Source organism: Dyadobacter sp. 32 (assembly GCF_902506755.1).
Lineage (GTDB): Bacteria > Bacteroidota > Bacteroidia > Cytophagales > Spirosomataceae > Dyadobacter.
Window position 1 is genome coordinate 2382824 of record NZ_LR735258.1, and the last position, 21730, is coordinate 2404553.

12 protein-coding genes and 1 pseudogene are annotated in these 21730 nt (G+C 44.2%); 5 read left to right on the plus strand and 8 right to left on the minus strand.

The features are described 5' to 3' along the window. Positions 1 to 212 precede the first annotated feature (212 nt). The gene (locus DYADSP32_RS09645; RefSeq protein ID WP_149242926.1) at positions 213 to 1994 is read left to right on the plus strand and encodes an ABC transporter ATP-binding protein; all 1782 of its coding nucleotides are present in this window, start codon (positions 213 to 215) and stop codon (positions 1992 to 1994) included. Here DYADSP32_RS09645 and DYADSP32_RS09650 read toward each other — a convergent pair whose 3' ends face one another. Together DYADSP32_RS09650 and DYADSP32_RS09655 are read right to left on the minus strand one after the other, a co-directional pair. After that, positions 1995 to 2594, minus strand: a complete 600-nt coding sequence (locus DYADSP32_RS09650; RefSeq protein WP_149242925.1) for a 2OG-Fe(II) oxygenase — start codon at positions 2592 to 2594, stop codon at positions 1995 to 1997. 196 nt (positions 2595 to 2790) lie between these two features. Continuing rightward, positions 2791 to 3558 carry a LexA family transcriptional regulator gene (locus DYADSP32_RS09655; protein WP_149242924.1) on the minus strand — a complete coding sequence of 256 codons (768 nt, stop codon included), beginning with the start codon at positions 3556 to 3558 and terminating at the stop codon, positions 2791 to 2793. Positions 3559 to 3695: 137 nt separating this feature from the next. On the opposite strand from DYADSP32_RS09655, the gene dinB reads away from it, so the two are divergent. After that, on the plus strand, positions 3696 to 4925 hold the full coding sequence (dinB, locus tag DYADSP32_RS09660) for a DNA polymerase IV (RefSeq protein WP_149242923.1): 1230 nt from the start codon (positions 3696 to 3698) through the stop codon (positions 4923 to 4925). Positions 4926 to 5000: 75 nt separating this feature from the next. Further along, the gene (locus tag DYADSP32_RS09665; RefSeq protein WP_149242922.1) at positions 5001 to 7964 is read left to right on the plus strand and encodes a DNA polymerase III subunit alpha; all 2964 of its coding nucleotides are present in this window, start codon (positions 5001 to 5003) and stop codon (positions 7962 to 7964) included. Positions 7965 to 8060: 96 nt separating this feature from the next. Here the strand turns inward: DYADSP32_RS09665 and DYADSP32_RS09670 are convergent, their stop codons facing one another. Continuing rightward, positions 8061 to 11033 (minus strand): DUF2723 domain-containing protein, encoded by a 2973-nt coding sequence (locus DYADSP32_RS09670; RefSeq protein ID WP_149242921.1) that lies wholly within the window; start codon positions 11031 to 11033, stop codon positions 8061 to 8063. A 652-nt stretch (positions 11034 to 11685) separates the two neighbouring features. Here DYADSP32_RS09670 and DYADSP32_RS09675 point away from each other — a divergent pair. Further along, positions 11686 to 12720, plus strand: a pseudogene (locus tag DYADSP32_RS09675) (IS481 family transposase); the annotation flags it as partial. Positions 12721 to 13053: 333 nt separating this feature from the next. Here the strand turns inward: DYADSP32_RS09675 and DYADSP32_RS09680 are convergent. The 3 genes from DYADSP32_RS09680 to htpG all read right to left on the minus strand — a co-directional run bounded on the left by DYADSP32_RS09680 (position 13054) and on the right by htpG (position 17404). Further along, complete coding sequence (locus DYADSP32_RS09680) at positions 13054 to 14379, minus strand: ABC transporter permease (protein ID WP_149242920.1); 1326 nt, start codon at positions 14377 to 14379, stop codon at positions 13054 to 13056. Between the two features lie 39 nt (positions 14380 to 14418). Further along, positions 14419 to 15333: an ATP-binding cassette domain-containing protein gene (locus DYADSP32_RS09685; protein WP_149242919.1), complete on the minus strand. Its 915-nt coding sequence runs from the start codon at positions 15331 to 15333 to the stop codon at positions 14419 to 14421. A 232-nt stretch (positions 15334 to 15565) separates the two neighbouring features. Further along, on the minus strand, positions 15566 to 17404 hold the full coding sequence (gene htpG, locus DYADSP32_RS09690) for a molecular chaperone HtpG (protein ID WP_149242918.1): 1839 nt from the start codon (positions 17402 to 17404) through the stop codon (positions 15566 to 15568). 240 nt (positions 17405 to 17644) lie between these two features. On the opposite strand from htpG, the gene DYADSP32_RS09695 reads away from it, so the two are divergent. Beyond that, on the plus strand, positions 17645 to 18193 hold the full coding sequence (locus tag DYADSP32_RS09695) for a hypothetical protein (RefSeq protein WP_149242917.1): 549 nt from the start codon (positions 17645 to 17647) through the stop codon (positions 18191 to 18193). A gap of 50 nt (positions 18194 to 18243) precedes the next feature. On the opposite strand, the gene DYADSP32_RS09700 is transcribed toward DYADSP32_RS09695, so the two are convergent. Beyond that, positions 18244 to 18939, minus strand: coding sequence for an MCP four helix bundle domain-containing protein (locus tag DYADSP32_RS09700; RefSeq protein WP_149242916.1), 696 nt, complete (start codon positions 18937 to 18939; stop codon positions 18244 to 18246). A gap of 152 nt (positions 18940 to 19091) precedes the next feature. Next, on the minus strand, positions 19092 to 21605 hold the full coding sequence (locus DYADSP32_RS09705) for a TonB-dependent receptor domain-containing protein (protein ID WP_414617660.1): 2514 nt from the start codon (positions 21603 to 21605) through the stop codon (positions 19092 to 19094). Between the last annotated feature and the right edge of the window lie 125 nt (positions 21606 to 21730).

Genomic DNA, 21730 nt, shown 5'->3' on the forward strand with positions numbered 1-21730 from the left:
ATGTTGCCTTTTAAATTTGCAACGTTTTAAAACATTTGCACGTTGCCTGTAAATGGAACATTTTGGTGGGAATTTGTGATGTTGCAAGCCGGTTCACGCCATTAACATATTTTGCTCGTGGCCCGGGAATCAGAAACCTCCCTGCCTGCATCTCGTAAAACGAAATTAAGTAAGGTCATTTTCTCAATTTGCCGAATTTTATCATTTAACGCGTGAAAGCATTAAAGTATCTGAACCAGTACCTATGGAAATACAAATGGTATCTCATACTGGGTACTGTTTTTACTATTATTTCTAACCTTTTCGGCATCCTTCCTGCGCAACTAGTCAGGTATGCATTGGATCTGGTGATCGAAACGCTGGATATCTACTACCTTTTTGACGGATCAACCTTGCAGACGGACATGTACGATGTCTTCGCATTCAGCATCTTGCTCTATGGCTTACTGATCCTGGTGATGGCTTTACTAAAAGGGATTTTTCTTTTTCTGGTACGGCAGACAATCATTGTCATGTCACGTCACATCGAGTTTGACCTTAAAAACGATGTGTACCAACATTATCAAACTTTGCCAACCAGCTTTTTCCGGAGTCATAACACGGGAGACCTGATGGCCCGCATATCCGAGGATGTCAGCAATGTACGGATTTACGTGGGACCTGCGCTGATGTATGGCATCAATTTGATCGTGTTGTTTTTCCTGGTCATCTCTTACATGCTTTCCGTAAATGTGACCCTGACGGTGTGGGTGTTGCTACCCTTGCCATTGCTTTCTATTAGCATTTACATCGTGAACAGCATGATTATGAAGCGCTCCCAGGAGATACAAAAGCAACTCTCCGGACTGTCCACGTATGTTCAGGAAGCTTTTTCCGGCATCAGGGTAATCAAATCTTTTGTACAGGAAAAACACTCCTTCACCAATTTTCAGAAGGAAGCCGAAGACTTCAAAAACAAATCGCTGGGCCTCACCCGGGTGGACTCGTTTTTCTATCCCATTATATTGTTGTTGGTGGGCATCAGCAACATCCTGATCATTTACGTCGGCGGAAAGGAAATCATCAACGGTAATCTTACTGCCGGCAACATCACGGAGTTTATACTGTACGTAAGCATGCTTACCTGGCCCGTAATGGCGCTGGGGTGGACCACCAGTCAGATTCAAAGAGCGGCTTCATCACAGCAACGGATCAATGAATTTCTGGATGAGAAAACAACACTTGTATCGCAAAAAAATATTGATCAGCCATTAAATGGCGCCATAACATTCAAAAATGTAGGCTTTGTGTATCCCGATTCCGGTATACAGGCGCTGGAAAACTTTGATCTGGAAGTGAAGCAGGGCGAATCTGTGGCCATCCTGGGCACTACCGGTTCTGGAAAAAGTACCCTTGCACACCTGCTCTGCCGATTGTATGACCCCACAGAAGGCGAAATACGGATTGACGGTATCCCATTGCCCGATTACAACGTGCAGGCATACCGGCGACAAATCGGATATGTGCCACAGGATGTCTTCCTGTTTTCCGACTCGATTGAAAACAATGTGCGGTTTGGAACGACCGACATGCCCTTCGAAAGGATTGAACAGGCCGTAAAAGATGCCGATCTGTATAACAATGTGATGGATTTTCCGCAGCAGTACGGCACCGTGCTGGGCGAGCGGGGAATTACACTCTCCGGCGGGCAAAAACAACGCCTGTCGATTGCACGCGCCATTGCACGGGATCCAAAGATTCTGATCCTGGACGATTGCCTGTCGGCCGTGGATACAAACACGGAGAATATCATCCTCAACAATCTGAAGCGGATCATGGATCAGCGCACTTCGGTGATCATTTCACACCGCGTTTCCTCGGCGAAGCTGGCCGACAAAATCGTGGTACTGGACGATGGAAAAATTATAGAACGAGGTACCCACGCCGAGCTCATGGACAAAAACGGCGCTTACAGAGAATTGTACGAGAAGCAGCTGATGGCGGAAGAAGTGTGATTAGGCTCTGTGAATCCAACAATTCACTGCAAAACGCCAATCTTTAAAAGCAACATTTGGTGCTACAACGGGAAGGACTTCGTGCGGAGCAAATGACGGAAATGCAATCAGTGAATTGTGATCCGGTGTAATGTCTACGGGCTGTACGTCATCCTCACCGATGGGCAAAGTGTGCATCCTAAGATGCCCCCCGCTAAACTTTTTCGGTTGTGTATGCATGTAATACACCAGGCTGATTATCCGGGGCTTCTCCGATTTTTCATGCACACCTGTATCAATATGTGTTACAAAAAGTGCGCCGTCACCATGGGCCGCTAATTGGAGTTCGATTTCTCCGATTTCAAAAGGGGAAATTTTCAATTGTTCTATGATTCCGGGAGCAATGGCTAAAATATTCTCTCGTATTGCGGGACCAAATTCTGCTAGATCTTTCAGTGTCATGGAAATACGCTGATTAGTGACCATCGCCATTCCTCCGCCACTGGAAGTAGTTGACGGACTGAAATCCGCCTGCCTTGCCTCCGCATAGTCTAATATTTCTTTGCTAAGCTTATCACTCAAAAAATCATGGATTTGTAGAAAAGGGAATAATTTCGCCATAGTGAAGATAAATTATGAACAAACAGTTTTATCATCACAATTTTACACATTAATTCGCATGTAAAGCAATGATCACTTACCAATTCCTCTCAGTATCCCTTACCAACGCCTTGCTCAATGCAGTAATTTTTGCAGCCTGCAAGTCGAAAATCAAAGCCTATGTAGATAATTTCTCATGGAGGTTTAGATATTAAATTCAACTACCCTTCCCAATCCGCCTCACCGCCTCTTTCAATTCCTTCATTTCCTGATGAAGACTCTGAAGGCTTACATTTTGAGAATCGGAACCCGGATTAAAAGTGAGCTTGCTATTAACCTCCCAGAGTTCCTGAATTTCACTACGATCAATGCGGATGGGGCTGTACTCCGTGTTCAGAGAAATCAGATCAACGCGTGTGCTATGCGGATCCTTTCTTATTTTCTTAACCAGTATGCTGTCAATGGTAATCACCACATACATCCGATTCGCATTCAAATTATCCCAGTCATCCACCGCTTTACCCACGATCCATTCATCGGAATATAGTACCGGCGTCATGCTGTCACCCTCCACCTGAAACCCACGAAATGTGGCGTTGCGGTATTCGGGAAGGGGTATACTAAAGGCAGGTAGCTTCTGGAACCAGAGCGTATCGCCAATGTTGAGCGGATAGCCGGCCGCAGCCTTTGCGTTGACCAGTACGATGTTTTCCTTTCCGGTATTGTCGAGCGTAATCACCTTAGGGCTCACCGCAACCTCTTCGGCGTGAAGGTATTTTTGTCCGCTGTCTCCAAACAGCCACAAAGGATTTACATGGTATTTTTTCAAGAGCTCCTTCACCGCATAGCCAGGAATCCTCGTGCGTCCCCTTTCAATGTCAGCGGTAGTGGTACCGATACCCAGCTCCTCGGCAAAAGCAGATTGTGTGAGCCTCAGGTCCTCCCGAATCTGTCTGAACCGTTTGAATTCCTCTTCTATCAACATAAGTAATCATTAAAAATATTCTGCCGCAATGGCATAAATCAAAGATATTATTTTTTGGAATAATTCCTTTCATTTAAAAGGATTATTTCCATACTTTTGGAATAAATCCATACACTTGTAAATATTCCAAAAATATCATGGAGCGTACGATATTACATTTCGACCTTGACACCTTTTTTGTTTCTGTTGAAAGAAAAATGGACAGCCGGCTTGAAAAACGTCCGGTGCTGGTAGGAGGCATAGGCGACCGGGGCGTGGTTGCCGCCTGTAGTTATGAAACCCGCCCCTTTGGAATCCATTCGGGAATGCCCATGAAAATGGCGCGAATGTTATGCCCCGAAGCAACGGTCATAAGGGGCGATGGAGGTACTTACTCCAAGCATTCAAAAGTAGTAACTGAGATCATCAGAGAGAGCGTACCGGTTTTTGAAAAGGCCAGTATCGATGAGTTTTACGCCGATCTGTCGGGAATGGACAAATTTTTCAACAGCTATATGATGGCTTCTGAGCTTCGAGAAAAGATCATTCGGGAGAGCGGGCTTCCTATTTCATTCGGGCTTTCTACCAACAAACTGGTGTCCAAGGTCGCCACCGGGGAAGCTAAGCCTAACAACAAGTTGAAAATTGAAGCAGGTGAAGAAAAAACATTCCTGGCACCCATGCGAGTTCAGAAGATCCCGATGGTGGGCGACAAAACAAATCAGATATTAAATAACCTGGGTATCAGATATGTAAAGACAATACAAAATATGCCGGTGGAAATGATGGGAAAAGTGCTTGGCAAAAATGGCATCGCGCTATGGAACCGCGCCAATGGGCGTGACGACTCCCCCATTATACCTTTTCACGAACGCAAATCGATATCGAACGAGCGAACATTCGGGAAAGACACCGGAGATGTGAAGCGAATGCGTGAGATGATCCGCGCAATGGCCGAAAACCTTGCCTATCAGCTCCGGAATGGCAATAAACTCACGTCCTGTATCTCGGTCAAAATTCGTTATTCCGATTTTAACACATTTTCAAAACAACTGAAAATTCCTTACACCTCTGCCGACCACATTCTTATTCCCAAAATCGAGCAGCTTTTTGAACAGCTCTACAACCGGCGTATGATGGTAAGACTGGTCGGTGTAAACTTCAGCGATCTGGTGACGGGCAATTATCAAATCAATTTGTTCGACGACTCCGAAGAAAAACTGAATCTGTACATGGCCATGGATTACATACGAAACCGCTATGGGACAGATAAGCGAGGGAATTCAATTCTGAGCTGGGGCACTACCATGGAGATCCCGAATATTGCCAGCATGGGTAACCCTTTCAATGGCGAACCGCCGATCATTCCTGCGCATAGGAATGCTTAGTAGTTAGCGGATCTTATATTTATATAATGATTCTCTGTATGTTAATTAAATCAAAGCACTATTTTCCAGAACATCATGTTACTCAATTGCCACTCGTTTTTCAGCCTCCGGTACGGAATGATTCCAGAAGAAGAGCTGCTGAGTATGGCCTCGGAAAATGGCTACGGTTGCATTGCCCTGACCGATATTAACAACACGTCGGGGTGCCTCAACTTCATCAGAACCGCTTCCAGGTACAATACTAAACCCATCGTCGGTATTGATTTCAGAAATGGCGCGGAGCAACTCTATGTGGGCATCGCAAAAGACAACCTGGGCTTTCAGGCGCTGAACACCTACCTGTCGCTCTATCTGCACCAAAAGCAGGACCTTCCAGAATTCCCCCCTGCTCTTGATGGTGTAATTTTCATTTACCCGTTTGGAAGGCTTTCAAAATCCCAGAGAACCACACTCAGGACAGATGAATTCATAGGCATTTCGGGCACTGACCTGAATAGGATCAGGTTTTCCTCCTGGTCCAGTTATGAGGACAAATTTGTAATCTTACATTCGGTAAGCTTCCGCAATAAAAAGGATTTCAACGCCCATCGATTGCTAAGAGCAGTTGATAACAATACACTTCTAAGCATGCTGGATCCTACGCAATCGGGAGTTGAGGGCGAGCAGATATTGCCTATACATATCTTGAAATATCAGTTTAAAAACTTTGAAAAAGCAATCTACAATACTGAAAAATTAATGGCCGAGTGCCATGTGCATTTCAGTTTTGGAGACGACCGACAACACCAGAATCTTCAAATATTTGGTCAAAGTAAAGCAGATGATTACCGGCTGATCAGGAAACTGACTTACGATGGCATTGCCAACCGATACGGAGATGCGGTAAATGACCAGATTTTCGATCGAATTTCCTCGGAACTGGAGCTCATTGAGCAGCAAAACTACATACCATTTTTCCTTGTAAACCACGCCATTACCGATTACGCACGCAGGAAAGGCTATTATCATGTGGGCCGTGGCAGTGGCGCAAACAGTATAGTGGCTTACCTGCTGCACATCACCAACGTAGACCCGATCGAGCTGGATCTTTACTTTGAACGGTTTATGAATTTGTACAGAAAAAACCCTCCCGATTTCGATATTGACTTCTCCTGGCGTGACCGGGAGGATGTTACAAAATTCATTTTCGATACATTCGGCAAAAACGGCCAGGTGTCGTTACTGGCAACCTACAGCACATTCCAGCACAGCGCGGCTGTAAGGGAATTGGGCAAAGTGTTTGGTTTACCGACCTATGAAATTGAGGCATTAAGCAACGGCAAATACGACCCTAAAAATCTTGACCATTTGTCGGGGCTGGTGATCCGCTATGCCGACTATTTTCAAAAAAACAATCAACCCAATCATTTGAGCATCCATGCGGGAGGTATTCTGATATCGGAAAGGCCAATCAATTATTTCACGGCCACCAACCTTCCTCCCAAAGGCTTCCCGACCACACAATTCGACATGGTTATTGCAGAAGACGTAGGGCTGAACAAGTACGATATTCTGGGCCAGCGTGGTTTAGCCAAAATCAAAGAAGCACTGGACGTGATTCGTTACAACCGCCCTGATGCCCCCGAAATAGACATAGACAATGTAAAAAAATTTAAGCTGGATCCCAAGATCAACAACCTCATCAAAGATGGGCAGTGTATCGGCTGCTTTTATGTAGAATCACCTGCCATGCGTATGCTTTTGAAAAAACTCGAGGTCGATAACTACCTGGGTCTGGTTGCAGCGAGCTCCATTATAAGACCTGGTGTGGCAAAAAGCGGAATGATGCGTGAGTACATACTTCGCCATCGGCACAAAGAAAGAAGAAAGGAAGCACACCCGCAGCTCATGGACATTATGCCTGATACGTATGGCATCATGGTGTATCAGGAGGACGTGATCAAAGTTGCCCACTATTTTGCCAAACTCACCCTGGGCGAAGCCGATGTAATCCGACGGGGTATGAGCGGGAAATTCCGGGGACGCGATGAGTTTGAAAGGGTCAGGAGCAAGTATTTTGCCAATTGTGCCCATATGAAGTACGACCCAAAGACGACCCAGGATATATGGAATCAGATCGCAAGCTTTGCAGGATACGCCTTTGCAAAAGGTCATTCGGCGTCCTACGCTGTGGAAAGCTACCAAACGCTTTTCCTGAAAGCGTACTACCCCCTCGAATACATGGTGGCTGTTCTTAACAATGGCGGGGGGTTTTACAGTCCCGAATTGTACATTCACGAAGCACGGATGCACGGTGCCAATGTGATGGCTCCCTGCGTCAACAACAGCTTTGCCGAAACAATCATCAAGGGGAAGGATATATATCTTGGCATGCAATTTCTCAACGAAATTGAAGAAAAAACAATTGAAAAAATTCTTAACGCACGTCATGAAGACGGGATTTTCACTTCGTTAAACAATTTCCTGGATCGCGTAGCCATTTCAATCGAACAGATCACGATCCTGATCCGTATCGATGCATTCCGGTTCACGGGTATTGATAAAAAAACATTGTTGTGGAAAGCTCATTTCTGGATTAACAAAACCCAGAAAGTCCCTCAAAAACAATTATTTACCACGGAAGTCAAGGATTTCGAACTGCCGTCCTTTGACTCATCCGCCACCCAGGATGCCTACGACCAGATCGAATTGCTGGGCTTTCCGCTGTGCAGCCCCTTTGAAATGGTAAAGCATGGACTTCCCAAAAGTATCATGTCGAAAGACCTGCACAAATACATCAATGAGACCGTCATACAGTACGGCTACCTTATTACGATCAAAAACACCAGAACCTCCAATGGCGACACCATGTATTTTGGTACATTTTTGGATCAGGAGGGGCAATTTATTGACACCGTACATTTTGCGCCGGTCGCTGCCAGGTATAAGTTTTCCGGCAAGGGGGTATATAAGATCACCGGCAAGGTAGTCGAAGAATTCGGATTTCTGAGCGTAGAGGTATCGGAGATGATACGGATGGACTCAGCGGAAAAGTTTTAACTTCTAAAGTTCTTACAAAGGCAAAAGATATAAGAAATAAGGAACAAAAAACGGGAAGCGCGTTTCCACACTTCCCGTTTTTTTTATTTTAAATAATTATTGACCGGCAGACATATTAAAAGCTGCTAAGTGCTTTTGGAAAATAACTTCATACTTTTTGGCAGCAGCTTCCTGCTTGGCTTCCCGACACTCGTGTACGATGGTCTGCAGAATGCCCAGATCCAAATTCGTATCACGGCGCTTGGTAACACCATTGTCCCTGGCCCAGGTCAGGTTTTCATCTGATCGGGTCGCCATTGTTTCGGAAATTTCAAGCGCTTTCTTAGTTTCTCCCAAATCAAACAACGAACCAATAAAATAGGTGGATATCTGATCATACGGAATGCTCTTATCGGGCATCACAGTCAGTATTTTATTGATTGCCTTTTTGGCCTCATCCGTACGACCATCCTGAATAAGCTGGCCCACCAGGCGAAGGAACGCAATTCGGGCAGAGAACACCGGAGAACCGAGGTACGTGTTATCGTAATAGGTATTGGGATTATCAAGCTCACGCCAGAACATTTTCGTCATCAGGTTGTTATACATGACATCTGCATTCACGTAGCCATCTGACGCTCCCGGAACCTTCACAGGTAGCAAACGGTAAGCGTAACCCTCTAATTGCATGTATTCTTTCAGATTGAGATAACTGGATCCGCCCAGGGTTGAAGAGAAATAAATAGGCCGTTTCCAATCGTTTGTAGAAATAATATCCAGCATGATCAAATCCGACTTATACAAATCCCCTTTACCGATCGTCCAGCTGATCGAATCACTCACAAACGGGATCAGATCGCTCTTGATCACATTCATCTTTTTAACGGCCTCCGCATTTACAGGCAGGAACAATACCGACGACGGCAGGATGGAAGTCATATCACCACTGGTAAGAGGAACCTGGATTGCCTTATTTTCCTGTTTCACCAGTCCCAGGAATTCTTTCAGGTCAATGCCGTCTTTTACACTTGGGATTTCATAAAAAGGAACAATGTCGTTCTTTCCAAAAGCATAATTATTTTTCTCGAGAGAAATAGGAAGTGCCTCCGAAAGGTAGGTCTTACGCTTCATCTGATCGATATACCAGTCTGTACCCAATAAACTGAGGTTACACACGCGCACATCGGTACGGAAGCCTTCCACTTCCTGAACATACCAAAGCGGAAAAGTATCATTGTCTCCGCCGGTAAACAATATGGCATTTGGCGCACAGGAATTAAGCAAATTTTTTGCAAAATCGACTGAATGGTAACGGTGATCGCGGTTGTGATTGTCCCAGCCTTTCACACCCATAATGGCAGGAACCACAAGACACACCGCACCTGCAACGCCGGCACGCGTCACCGGATCTTTTATAAAATTACTGATCCCGTTCGCCACTGCTATAACCCCCAAACCTATCCAAACACAGAAAATATAGAACGAACCAACATAAATATAGTCACGCTCCCGAGGCTCCGTGGGTGGTGAATTCAGGTAAACCACCAGTGCTATACCGGTAAGTAAAAATAGTAAACCCAGCACCAACAGATCTCTTTTTTGCCGGAAATAGAGAATCACTACCCCGAACAGCCCGAGAATAAATGGCAGCATGAAGTAATTGTCATGCGCCTTGTTGTTGGCAATGGTGGAAGGATATTTCTTCACAACGCTCCATGGAAGCAGGTTTCCAGCACCCTCCTCATCACTTTCACGGCCTACGAAATTCCAAAGAAAATAGCGCCAGTACATGTGTCCAATCTGATAGGAGAACATGAATTTGAGATTGTGAGCCATCGTAGGCTTCTGGCCCTCCGCCAGTCCGGTAAATTGCTGATAAAGCTGCGGATGCCCGGCCTGTGTACTGTACATACGCGGCAGCAACATGCTGCTGCCCGGCTCATACTCATATTCAGGACGGTAATCGTATATGGTATATTTTCCATTCAACTTACGGTACATGGGCGCACCACGTTTCTGGCTGATCGGACGCGAAACAAATGAAGGCCCATATAGCAACGGGCGGCTACCATACTGCTCCCTTTTCAGATACGACACAAAACTCAGCACATCATTCGGGTTATTCTCGTTGATCGGCGGGTTGTATTCGGCTCTCACCAATACCAACAGGTAACACGCGTATCCAACCAACACGAAGGCAAGGGAAAGTAATCCAGTATTCAGGAGTACATTAGCCTTCTTGTGCGAATAGCGTATACCGAAAATGAGCGCACCCAGAAAAATAACAATGAAAAAGATCACTCCCGACTTGTAGGGCAGCCCAAGGGAATTCACAAAGAAAATCTCAAACTTGCCGGCTACACTCGGCAGTCCGGGGATGATTCCTGAATTGATAATCCCGAGAATCACCAATCCGCCAATGAAAGCAAGGATTCCTCCAAAAGTGCTTGGTTTTGGGAATTTTTTAAAATAATAAACAAGCGCCAACGCAGGGATGGTTACCAGGTTGAGCAAATGGACGCCAATCGAAAGACCTACCAGGTAGGCAATAAATATCAGCCAGCGATTTTCAGCAGCCGGGTCTTCAATACGTTCCCATTTGAACACGGCCCAGATAACAATGGCAGTAAAGAAGGAAGACATACCGTACACCTCTGCTTCCACAGCAGAAAACCAAAACGAATCGGACCAGGTGTACGCCAGCGAACCCACCACACCTGCACCCATCAGCAAAATAATATCGGCAGTCGAAAGCGCTTCATCTGTTTTACCAATCAGCTTGCGGGCAACCAGCGTGATCGTCCAGAAAAGGAAAAGAATTGTAAAAGCGCTACTCAGAACCGAAACCATGTTCACCCAATAGGCCACGTTGGTGAGGTCACCAAAGGCGAAAAGGGAAAAAAGGCGACCGATTAACAGGAAAAAAGGTGCTCCTGGAGGGTGTGGAACCTGAAGCTTAAATGCACAGGCTATGAACTCGCCGCAGTCCCAGAAACTGGCTGTTCGTTCGACGGTGAGCGCATAGGTAACCAGGGCAATAGCAAAAACAATCCAACCCGTAAGGTTGTTGGAACGATTAAAACGGGTCATTTTCTAAAATGTAAATGATAAAATATGAATGCAAATTTGGATGTAGATGGAAACCCTGCCAATCCGGATTTACCAATGACAGTTCAAAATTAGCAAAATAACCGCAATGGCAAGGTTAGATGCCTCTTAAAAAGTGTTAAACCTGGGAAAGGAACAGGGGGAGTTGGAGAAGTTAAGGTAGTTGGAGAAGTTAAAAAGGTGGATTACTGAGTAAGTTGCGTAGGGTCATGGAATTTATACCGGTGTAAAAATGAATTTACGCTTTTTACAGCAAGGCCCCGGAGGGTGTTGAAAGGATTATTAAATTTCTGAACCGAAAAACACTTTCATGTTTATGCAACTATTTTTTAAACCACCTAAGTGACCGAAGATCACCTTAGGTTTTAGGTGACCTTCGGTGGTCTTTCGAGCCTCGGACAGGGTGGTGCTAAAGACCAGTTTAATGGTAAAAATGAATTTTGATCTTTTTAAAGTAAAGCACCGGAGGGTGTTGAAAGGACCATTAAAGATCAGAACCGAAAAACGCTTTCATGTTTATGCAACTATTTTTTAAACCACCTAAGTGACCGAAGATCACCTTAGGTTTTAGGTGTAATAGTTGAGACTTAATCTGACAGTTAGTAAATTTACTAACCATAAAATCAGTTAAGTTATGACGACAACGCAAAAGTTAATTCAACCCAAACTTGGCTTGTTAAAATTAGCCGAAAAGTTGGGAAATGTATCCGATGCCTGTAAAGTAATGGGCTATTCGAGAGATTCCTTTTATCGCTTTCAAAAACTGTATGATGAAGGTGGAGAATTGGCGTTGAAAGAAATAAGCAGAAGTAAACCGCTGTTAAAGAACAGGATCGAAAAGCAGATTGAGGATGTGGTAGTAGCCTACGCCATTGAATCGCCAGCGTTCGGGCAACAACGTGCATCTAATGAATTAAGGAAAAGAGGAATTTCAGTTGCACCTTCAACCATTCGCTGTGTCTGGGTTCGCCATGATCTGGAAACGTTTCAAAAGCGTTTAAAAGCACTTGATGCAAAGGTCGCCCAGGAGGGAATAATTCTGACCGATATACAAGTCGCAGCACTGGAACGTAAAAAGGAAGAAGAGCAAAGCAGAGGTGAAATAGAAACTCATCATCCAGGTTATCTGGGCGCTCAGGATACTTATTATGTCGGATATATAAAAGGTGTTGGTAAGATTTATCAGCAAACATTTATTGACACATACAGCCGCGTAGCTTTTACGAAGGTTTATGATCGCAAAAATGCATTGGTTGCTGCTGATATGCTCAACGATAAAGTTTTGCCATTTTATCAGGACCAACAAGTTGATTTACTACGTATACTGACGGATCGAGGCACAGAGTATTGCGGTGCGAAGGAACAGCATGAATACCAGCTTTATTTAAATATCGAGGATATTGATCACACTCGAACAAAGGCTAAGAGCCCACAAACGAATGGGATTTGCGAGCGTTTTCATCGCACCATGCAGGAAGAATTTTATGCTATTGCATTCCGAAAAAAAATCTACAATAGCTTAGAATCTCTGCAACTTGATATGGATAAATGGATGGAGTATTACAATTCAGAAAGAGCACATAGCGGTAGATATTGTTATGGGAAAACACCAATGCAGACCTTTTCAGAAAGTAAGGCAATCGCAAAAAGTAAAAATGTGAATGAGCTTTTTGATAAAAGTAATAACTTTATAATGTCAGAGAAAGCGGAAACGAGCTCTGCTGGAGAGCAACTCGCCAGGAATACTCTGACCGACGAAAATGATAAAGGGGCTGTTAGTTTTCCAGCCCCTTCTTCCCAAAATCATTTTTTGAGCAATCCCTAAAAAAACTCAACTGTCAGATCTAGTGTTAGTTATTACATTTTAGGTGACCTTCGGTGGTCTTTAGGATTATTTAATATCAGAACCGTAAAACACTTTTAAATCAGTTAAGGAGGTGGATGAATCACTTCTTCATTGCAGCTCAAGGTTAACTCCTCAACTACCCATTTCTTTAACTGCTTACTTATAAAATATCCACTTGGCTAATTCCTTGTAGCTGACCTTTTTACCATACATCAGAATACCGACCCGGTAGATTCTGGCTGCGAGCCAGATGGTCCCCATAAAGCCAAGAACCAGCAGGGTCATGGAAAGCGCCAGTTCCCATACCGGCACTCCGAATGGAATGCGGACCATCATAATAATTGGTGATGTGAACGGTATCATAGACGTCCAGAATGCCAGAGAACCATCAGGATCCCGCAAGACAAACTGGGCAAAAATGAACGAAAATATGATTGGCAAAGTAATGGGCAACATAAACTGCTGGGTGTCCGCATCGTTGTCGACTGCGGCTCCTACCGCACCAAACAGCGCGCTGTAAAGCAGATATCCCCCTAAATAATAGAACAAAAAACATCCTAAAATAAGCGGAATATTCAGGCTCCCAACGGCACCAAGCACCTCCTGGACAGGATTATTCACCTCGTTGCCCGCTACGCTGTTGCCCGGAATGTCTTTCTGCACCTTATTCATTTCGTTTGTGATCGCAATTGCATCCTGAGGGCGCTGCTTGTTGAGTATGGCCGTAGCCGCACTGGTTAACGAAATTGTGAACACAATCCACAAAACAAACTGCGTGAGGCCTACAAGTGCAACACCGATGATTTTACCCATCATCAGCTGGAACGGCTTCACGGATGATATGATCACTTCCACGATCCGGCTCGTTTTCTCCTCTGTGACTCCACGCATCACCTGCGTACCGTAAACAAACACCGACATATAAATCAGAAAAGCACAGATCCCTCCAATGATCGTTGCAGCACCGGAACTGCTTTTCTTTTCTCCTTCGTCGCTCAGGCTTACCGTCTCCGAATCGACATTAACCCGGGAGTCTTCAAGGATCTTGTGTGTAATTCCAGCCTCAGACAGCTTGATTTCTTCTATTTGTTTTTCGATCACCCCCTCTATTTCTGACTTCAAATCCATGCTTACATTTTTGGGCGCATAGATCTTGACACTTTTCGGTTCTTTGATAACATTCGCCGGAATGTACACGAGCGCGTTATCGTTACTCGCCTTGAACCTGGCTTTAGCGGAATCCAGACTTGTGGATATATAACTAAATTTCAGCGTTTTGCTGTCCTTGAATTCGTTTGAAAACAATCCGCTCTGATCCAGCACCTGTACATTTTTAAGATCGACAGAGCCCATGGCCACCCAAAAGACAGCCGCATATCCACCAACAAAAAGTAGTGGCCCCAGGATGGTCATGATCAAAAAAGACTTCTTTTTAACCCGAACAAGGTACTCCCTTCTTAAAACCAAAAATATATTACGCATTCTTTTATGTGGTTAATGATTAGTTAGGAAAGCCCTGAATCAGGCCTCGGGTACTTCGTTAACAGCCTTCATAAAAATATCGCTCATGGTGGGGATGTTTTCACCAAATGCTCGAATATCAATGATTGCAAGTAATTCTCTCAGAAGGTCGTTGGAGCCCACTCCTTCGGAAAGATGTATGTCGGATCGCCGATAACCAAGATCTATTTCCTTTGTCTTTTCTATTCGATATTGTTCCGACAACCCTTCAAGATTTCCCTTGAATTCCACAAAAAAAGTATTCGTTTTAAACTGCTCCTTGATCAGCTGCTTGGGACCGTCCAATACCTTTTTGGCTTTATGAATAAGCGCAATGTTGTCACAAAGCTCTTCAACAGTCTCCATACGGTGTGTTGAAAAAATCACAGTACATCCTTTTTGTTTCAGTTCCAGTATCTCGTCGCGGATAAGATTCGCATTGATGGGATCAAATCCTGAAAAGGGTTCATCCAGAATAATCAGGTCGGGCTCGTGCAAAACTGTGGATACAAACTGTACCTTTTGCTGCATCCCTTTTGACAGATCCGAAACGCTCTTATCCCACCAGGTTTTGATGTCGAATTTAACAAACCATACCTTAAGTTTTTCCAGCGCTTCCTTTTTCGACAATCCTTTGAGTTGCGCCAGATAGAGAAGCTGCTCCCCCACTTTCATTTTTTTGTACAGCCCACGCTCCTCAGGCAAATACCCGATACGCCCTATATGCTGCTCCCCCAATGGCTGACCATCAAACAGAATCCGGCCCTGATCCGGTCCGGTGATCTGATTGATAATCCGGATGAGTGAGGTTTTTCCTGCACCGTTCGGCCCCAATAGACCGAAAATGCACCCCTTAGGGATATTCAGACTTACATCATCAAGCGCGCGGTGATGGGAATAGTCCTTCGTAATATTCTGTACTTCAATAATATTCATGAAAATTATTTCTGATAACAGGCTTAGCTATATGGTCACTGGCTGCTGAACTTTCACAACCATGTCCCAACAATACCTCAAATATGCAAACTCTGGCATGCATTACAAAAGTTAGAGGTACGAAAGCGTGCATACTGTGATCAACGGCAAAGAAGAGCGTGCTTCATACTGGTATAAAAATAATGGAGGACCGTTTCCGGCCCTCCATTCAACAATACAAACTTCTAAAATTCTATAAGGATACAACAGTCCTCTGGATGAATTGTGTCAAATCATTTCCGGTCAGTAATCCTTGTGAAAGAAGCGCCAGGTCATAAACCTGTTTCGCCAGCGTTTTCTGGTCGTCTTCGTTTTCGGACTGCAAAATCCTGCTGATCACCGGATGATTGGCGTTCAGCGAAACGGTAAACATCAAAGGCATATCGCCAAACATCGACCGTTGTCCGGAAGATGCCTGCATGTCGGTCATCCGTCTCATAAATTCGGGGAAGGTAATCACCACGGGCAACTCGTCCACAGGCATCGCCTCCACCTGAACGTTGGCTGTTTTATTCTGCGTCACCCCCTCAAAAATGGCCTTCACTTTGTCCTGATCTTCCTGTGAGAGCACACTTTCCAGTTTCACATCTTTTTCGATCAGCTTGTCAAGCGTATCGGCATCCACCCTTTTTACAGTAGTTTTTTCTACCTTCTGTTCCAGTGCGTTGATAAAGTGAGAATCAATCATACTGGTCAGCGACAACACGTCATAATTGCGTTTTTTGGCCGACTGAATAAAAGCATCCTGCTTTTTCTCGTCAGTCGTATACAGCCAAACCTGTGTATCGCCCTTATCCGTTTGATTATCCTTTACAAATTCCTTGTACTCGTTGAAGGTAAAGAACTTGCCCTCCACATTTTTCAGCAGACAGAAATCTTTGGCTTTCTCGTAAAATTTCTCATCACTGATGATTCCGTACTTCACAAACAGCCCGATATCATCGAATTTCTTTTCAAAACCCTCCCGGTCGTTTTTGAAAATTTCGGAAAGCTTATCAGCTACCTTCCGAGTAATGTACCCGTTAATCTTCTTCACATTGCCATCAGCCTGTAAATAGCTTCTCGACACGTTCAAAGGAATATCCGGGGAGTCGATGACGCCATGAAGGAGCTGCAGGAAGTCTGGAACAATGTCTTTAACCTCATCGGTGATAAACACCTGACGGCTGTAAAGCTGGATCTTTTCACGCTGTCCCTGGAAGTCATTTTTGAGCTTAGGGAAATAAAGCACGCCCGTCAGGTTGAACGGGTAATCCACATTGAGGTGAATCCAGAACAGCGGATCTTCGCTGTATGGATATAACTCTTTGTAAAAAGCAAGATAATCTTCATCCGTCAGGTCAGTAGGATTTTTGGTCCAGATCGGGCTTGGGTTATTGATGATCTTGTCTTCGAATTCAATTTGTATGGGCAGGAATTTGCCATATTTTTCCAGAATTCCACGTAAACGGTGTTCATCCAGGAATTCTTCCGAATCTGCCGCAATGTGCAGAATCACATCCGATCCCCGTGTTTCTTTGTCGGCAGATGAAAGTTCAAATTCGGTCGAACCGTCACACACCCAGCGTACGGCCTCCGAACCCTCTTTATAGGATTTTGTCACGATCTCCACATTCTCGGCCACCATGTATGCCGAATAGAAACCTAGACCAAAATGACCGATTATACCTTTGTCTCCTTTACCATCCTCACCCTTATCCTTATACTTTTCAACAAACTCAGTTGCACCCGAAAAGGCGATCTGGTTGATGTATTTTTTGATCTCATCTGCGGTCATCCCGATACCATTATCACTGATGCTAATCGTTTTGGCTTCCTTGTCCAGCTTCACAACCACTTTAAGCTCACCAAGTTCACCGTTAAATTCTCCATACGATGCGAGTTTTTTTATTTTCTGTGAAGCATCAACAGCATTTGAAACTAACTCTCTCAAAAAGATTTCGTGGTCCGAATAAAGGAACTTTTTAATAATCGGGAAGATGTTCTCGGTGTGAATGCTCAGATTTCCTTTTTCCTGAATCACTGTTTCCATAATTATTCCGTTTTTAGATTTATATTTTATATATGCTTTCTGCTTTGCAATACCTTCTAAAAATTTGCGTTCCAATTACAATTATTCTGAAACGGGTATGACACATTGTCATAAATCCGGCAGTTTTCGTAAAATAAAAGTATGTTTGTTACTGAGAGGCTTTTTAGTAATATTGCATCACATGCACTTTAAAGGACTGTTAAAAATCAAATTTTCAAAAGGACACAAGAATTACAAACCATGAATTTATTCAAGAAACTAATTTTAGGAATGGCGCTTTTTGCGGGCGTTACCGCATGTAATACCAACTCAGTTCCATTTACTAATTACACGGTTTTCACAGAGGATCTGCGTCAGAATCTGGAAGCTGCGAATATCTCCCTCGACAAGGTTCAGTTTTTCAACGATAAAGGAATTACGATCCGTCGTGAAGTGTCGGATCCCAACGATATAAAGGTGAATGAAGAAGGTAAAATCAGCATCAGCAACGGAAAAAGTATTCAAACCATTTCTGTGCTTCCATTCCGTCCGGGTGTTTCGCTGGGATCGGGCAATGGCACCATCAACGTTTCCTGGGATGACACACAGCAGGATACGAAAGGAATGCGCTTTACGCTGAGTGGCCAGAATTATTACCTGGATGTGTTGCCGGAAAACAAGCTGGCATATAAGGATCGGGTATTCGACCTTACCACTGGTAATGGCACCAGATTATTTGTAAGTAAAGATTTGTTGAAGCAAGTGAGCAATCAACGCGAGACGCTGAAAGGTCGTAAAGTAGGTCAGTAATAACCAGGTTAATAATATTTTAAGAAGCCGCTTCTTGGAAGCGGCCTCTTTTAGTTTAGGTTAAACTGCTGTTCCTTACCCTTTTGTGGAACGTTTGAAATTCTGCTGCTCTGGATCAAAACCAGAATCATGATGCCGATTACCAGCACCAGCGAAATTTGCAATACGGAGATAAGAGAAAAACCGGCCATCTCACTTTTTGATTCCTTCATCAGCTGCTTGCCAATGTCGGACTGAATGTGCGTGAGCTCATTTAATCTCGTAATTGTACTCTGAAAAGTATCGGAACCCACCCCTTCAAAAAGTTTTTTGCCTTCATCTGTATTTCCGGATTTGTGGAGATTCAAAACCATTTGTTCCAAAAGCACATATTCCTGCACCCGATTTTTAAAAGCGGAAAGGCTTTTCACCTCTTTATCAACAAGATAGGTTTTCTCAAACGACACGATCAATGAATCAATGTGACGATTGTGGGTTTTGAGTAACCCGGCAACGGCACTTTCAGGCTGTGCTTCCTGAGCATGGAGAAACTTTTCCATCGAAAGCCTCTTGGCATACAGGTTTTCGGCCAGGTACGTAATGGTTGTGGCAGGTAGAAGCCTATCCTGATAAATGGAAGCAAACGACTTGTCAATTCCTTCCATATGATATCGGGAAATCAAATTCCCAATGATGATCACTACCATGACCCCGCCCAATAGCATCGCGGCTTTCAGTTTTTGTTGAATAACGAACGACCATTTCATAGGATCACGCAATTGGGTCAGTGAGTAGATATACCAAAAGTACTAAAACATCTTTCTATTGTAACGTCCCAGGTAATTATATGTTATGTTCGTTGTAAAAGCCAATGGCCGATCCGAGCGACCGGCTATTGATTAATTCTTGCCTGTACAACTTATTTCTGATCACCACCTCCCATGACGTCGGTATTGCTTACGGATTTCGTTTTACGCTTTGGCGCATCGAAACTCATTTTACCAATTGCATAACTGAAAGTCACTTTGAAGTTTCGATTGTAGAGCTGCGTAGCGCTGGTCTGATTAAACTGAGTAGATTTAAGATCGGATGTAAAGCGTACCCCTTTTGTCAGGAAATTCTCAGCACCAAAACCAATACTCCCTTTCTTATTGGCAAAGTCTTTTTTGAAGCCGAGCGAATACATATAGAATCCTGTACGCGTCCCCTGCAACTGCACTTCCTTACCGCGGTAAAAGCCAAATGCCTGCAAACCCCATCCTTGCCTCAAAGAAACCTGTGACATCAGGCGACCTCCATAGTTGAAGCCAGAGTTGCTGACGGGAACCGACAAACCCCCTGCATTGGTAGCCTGACCTTCCAGATAACTTTGCAAAAGATCCACACTACCATTTACCGTCCATTTCGGCGTGATATATACATTGGCAAATACGTTCATACCAAAAGCTTTTTGCTTACCAATATTTTCAAAAGTTGTCACGATAGCCCCTGCCAAAGTATCTACGGCCATCGAAACCCGGGTAATGGAATTATTCGTCTGACGACCAAATACCGATGCGTTGATATAAGTTTTCTTAATATTTGTGCTCAACCCAACCTCCATATTATCTGTCAGTTCGGGGCTCAATAATGGGTTCCCCATGCTGATGCTCTGCGGATTGGCCAGATTGACATTTGGATTGAGCTGCTGAATGCCCGGTCTTTGTATGCGTCGATTGTATGCGGCCTTAAGCACCGTGCTTGCACTCAAATTTTTGGACACGTTAATGCTGGGAACAAGGTTTCCATAATTGGGAATAGTCACTTTCCCTTTCTCAGCCAGATCTGCCGAGATACCTGTGAACTCATATCTGCTTCCCACTTTAAAAGTATATTTATTCTGCGTTGTCAACGTATAACTCAAATATCCGGCGGCCACATTCTGGCTGTAGTTCAAACTGCCCGACGGGTTGCTACTATTAAACATAAAATCTCCTGATTCACCGGCGATCAGATACTTAAAATCACTGGTAACGGTTCGAAAAATACCTTTGGCCCCAAATTCAAGCATTTGATTCTTCTTGATCGGGGTTTGGTAATCGGTCTGCAATGTAAATTCCGAATTGTAGTTTTTATTAACATTTTTCAGCCTGCTGCCGATTCCTCCGGATTCACTCAGAATGTCCGTATCGAAATTATTGGTCAATCCGGTTCTGCTGTAAAGTGTAGAAATGCTCCACTCCTGCTGCGGCTTGAACGTGCGTATGTAGTCAATGTTGAAGTCTACGGTACCGGAAAGATCCTTCCGGTTTACATTCCGCTGAGAAGTTGCATCCTGAATGCTGTTTTCAAACTGACTGATATTCAGATTTTGTTTTTGAATGAAATTTCTCGTTCCATATCTCAGCCCTGCCGAAAGCGCCTGATTTTTGCCCAGGTCATAATCCCATCCCAGCGAATACTGACCAAATACGCCACGATCCTTAGCTGTGGAAGTCTGGTTGGTAAGATAGGTATTACCCATCGAAAAAGTGGACTGATTCAAAGTAGATTCAGCTTTATTATAGAAAGCACGGCCAAAACCGCCCAGGGTGAAGCCCATCTTGCCCTTCCGATAGCTTCCATTCAACCCCAGGTTTGTTCCGCGGTTACCCACACCGGAGTCTATGTTGAGAGTCAGGCCCTGCAAGTTGTTTTTCTTGGTGATAATGTTCACAATTCCACCGGATCCCTCCGCATCATATTTGGCCGATGGTGATGTAATCACCTCCACCGATTTGATCATGTCGGCCGGAATTTGCTTCAAAGCATCAGCAACGTTGCTCGCTAGGATCGTTGACGGCTTATTGTTGATCAGCACACGGATATTGGCGCTCCCCCGTAAAGAAAGATTCCCGTCCAGGTCCACAGACAACATGGGAACTTTGCGCAGAATATCGGCTGCATCGCCACCTTTGGCCGTAATGTCCTTTTCAGCATTATACACAAGCCTGTCCACCTTTTCTTCAATCATGGATTTTTCACCCGTGATGGTCACTTCATCCAGCGTTTTGATGCTCGACGACATCCTGATGTTTCCCAAATCCACATCTTTACCCTTTACCACCTGAATGTTATCAATGGTTTTGTCCTTATATCCGATGAAAGAAATCAACAGCTTGTAGGTTCCCGGAGCGATTTTGGCTAACTGAAATTTCCCGGTTTCATCCGCAATAGTTCCGTCCACCGGGCTATTATTCGCAACACTGAAAAGTGCAATACTAGCAAATTCTACACCTGTTGCCGCTAACGAGTCTGTGACGATCCCGATCATTTTCGAGTTACCCTTGGGGGTTGTTTCTACAACAACCGGGGAAGTAGAAGATTGGGTCTGAGCATTAGAGGGAAGAATATTCCCGATTGCTAATAGAACCGTAAGCATTAATCCTGATACTGATAGAGATGATTTTTTCATGGTTGTTCTTGTGTAAATCCTTTGCTTTGTATTAAGTCTGATATAGATTTAATACAATTACTAATACAAAGAAATATCATCGCTTACAATTCCGTCCGGATAATAGATCGAACAGCCGTTTTCAT

Bases quoted from the DNA above. Each gene is read 5' to 3' on its own strand.
- DYADSP32_RS09685 (WP_149242919.1), bottom strand. From the start codon at position 15,333: ATGAATATTATTGAAGTACAGAATATTACGAAGGACTATTCCCATCAC.
- DYADSP32_RS09680 (WP_149242920.1), bottom strand. From the start codon at position 14,379: ATGCGTAATATATTTTTGGTTTTAAGAAGGGAGTACCTTGTTCGGGTT.
- DYADSP32_RS09695 (WP_149242917.1), top strand. From the start codon at position 17,645: ATGAATTTATTCAAGAAACTAATTTTAGGAATGGCGCTTTTTGCGGGC.
- dinB (WP_149242923.1), top strand. From the start codon at position 3,696: ATGGAGCGTACGATATTACATTTCGACCTTGACACCTTTTTTGTTTCT.
- htpG (WP_149242918.1), bottom strand. From the start codon at position 17,404: ATGGAAACAGTGATTCAGGAAAAAGGAAATCTGAGCATTCACACCGAG.
- DYADSP32_RS09665 (WP_149242922.1), top strand. From the start codon at position 5,001: ATGTTACTCAATTGCCACTCGTTTTTCAGCCTCCGGTACGGAATGATT.
- DYADSP32_RS09700 (WP_149242916.1), bottom strand. From the start codon at position 18,939: ATGAAATGGTCGTTCGTTATTCAACAAAAACTGAAAGCCGCGATGCTA.
- DYADSP32_RS09655 (WP_149242924.1), bottom strand. From the start codon at position 3,558: ATGTTGATAGAAGAGGAATTCAAACGGTTCAGACAGATTCGGGAGGAC.
- DYADSP32_RS09650 (WP_149242925.1), bottom strand. From the start codon at position 2,594: ATGGCGAAATTATTCCCTTTTCTACAAATCCATGATTTTTTGAGTGAT.
- DYADSP32_RS09670 (WP_149242921.1), bottom strand. From the start codon at position 11,033: ATGACCCGTTTTAATCGTTCCAACAACCTTACGGGTTGGATTGTTTTT.
- DYADSP32_RS09705 (WP_414617660.1), bottom strand. From the start codon at position 21,605: ATGAAAAAATCATCTCTATCAGTATCAGGATTAATGCTTACGGTTCTA.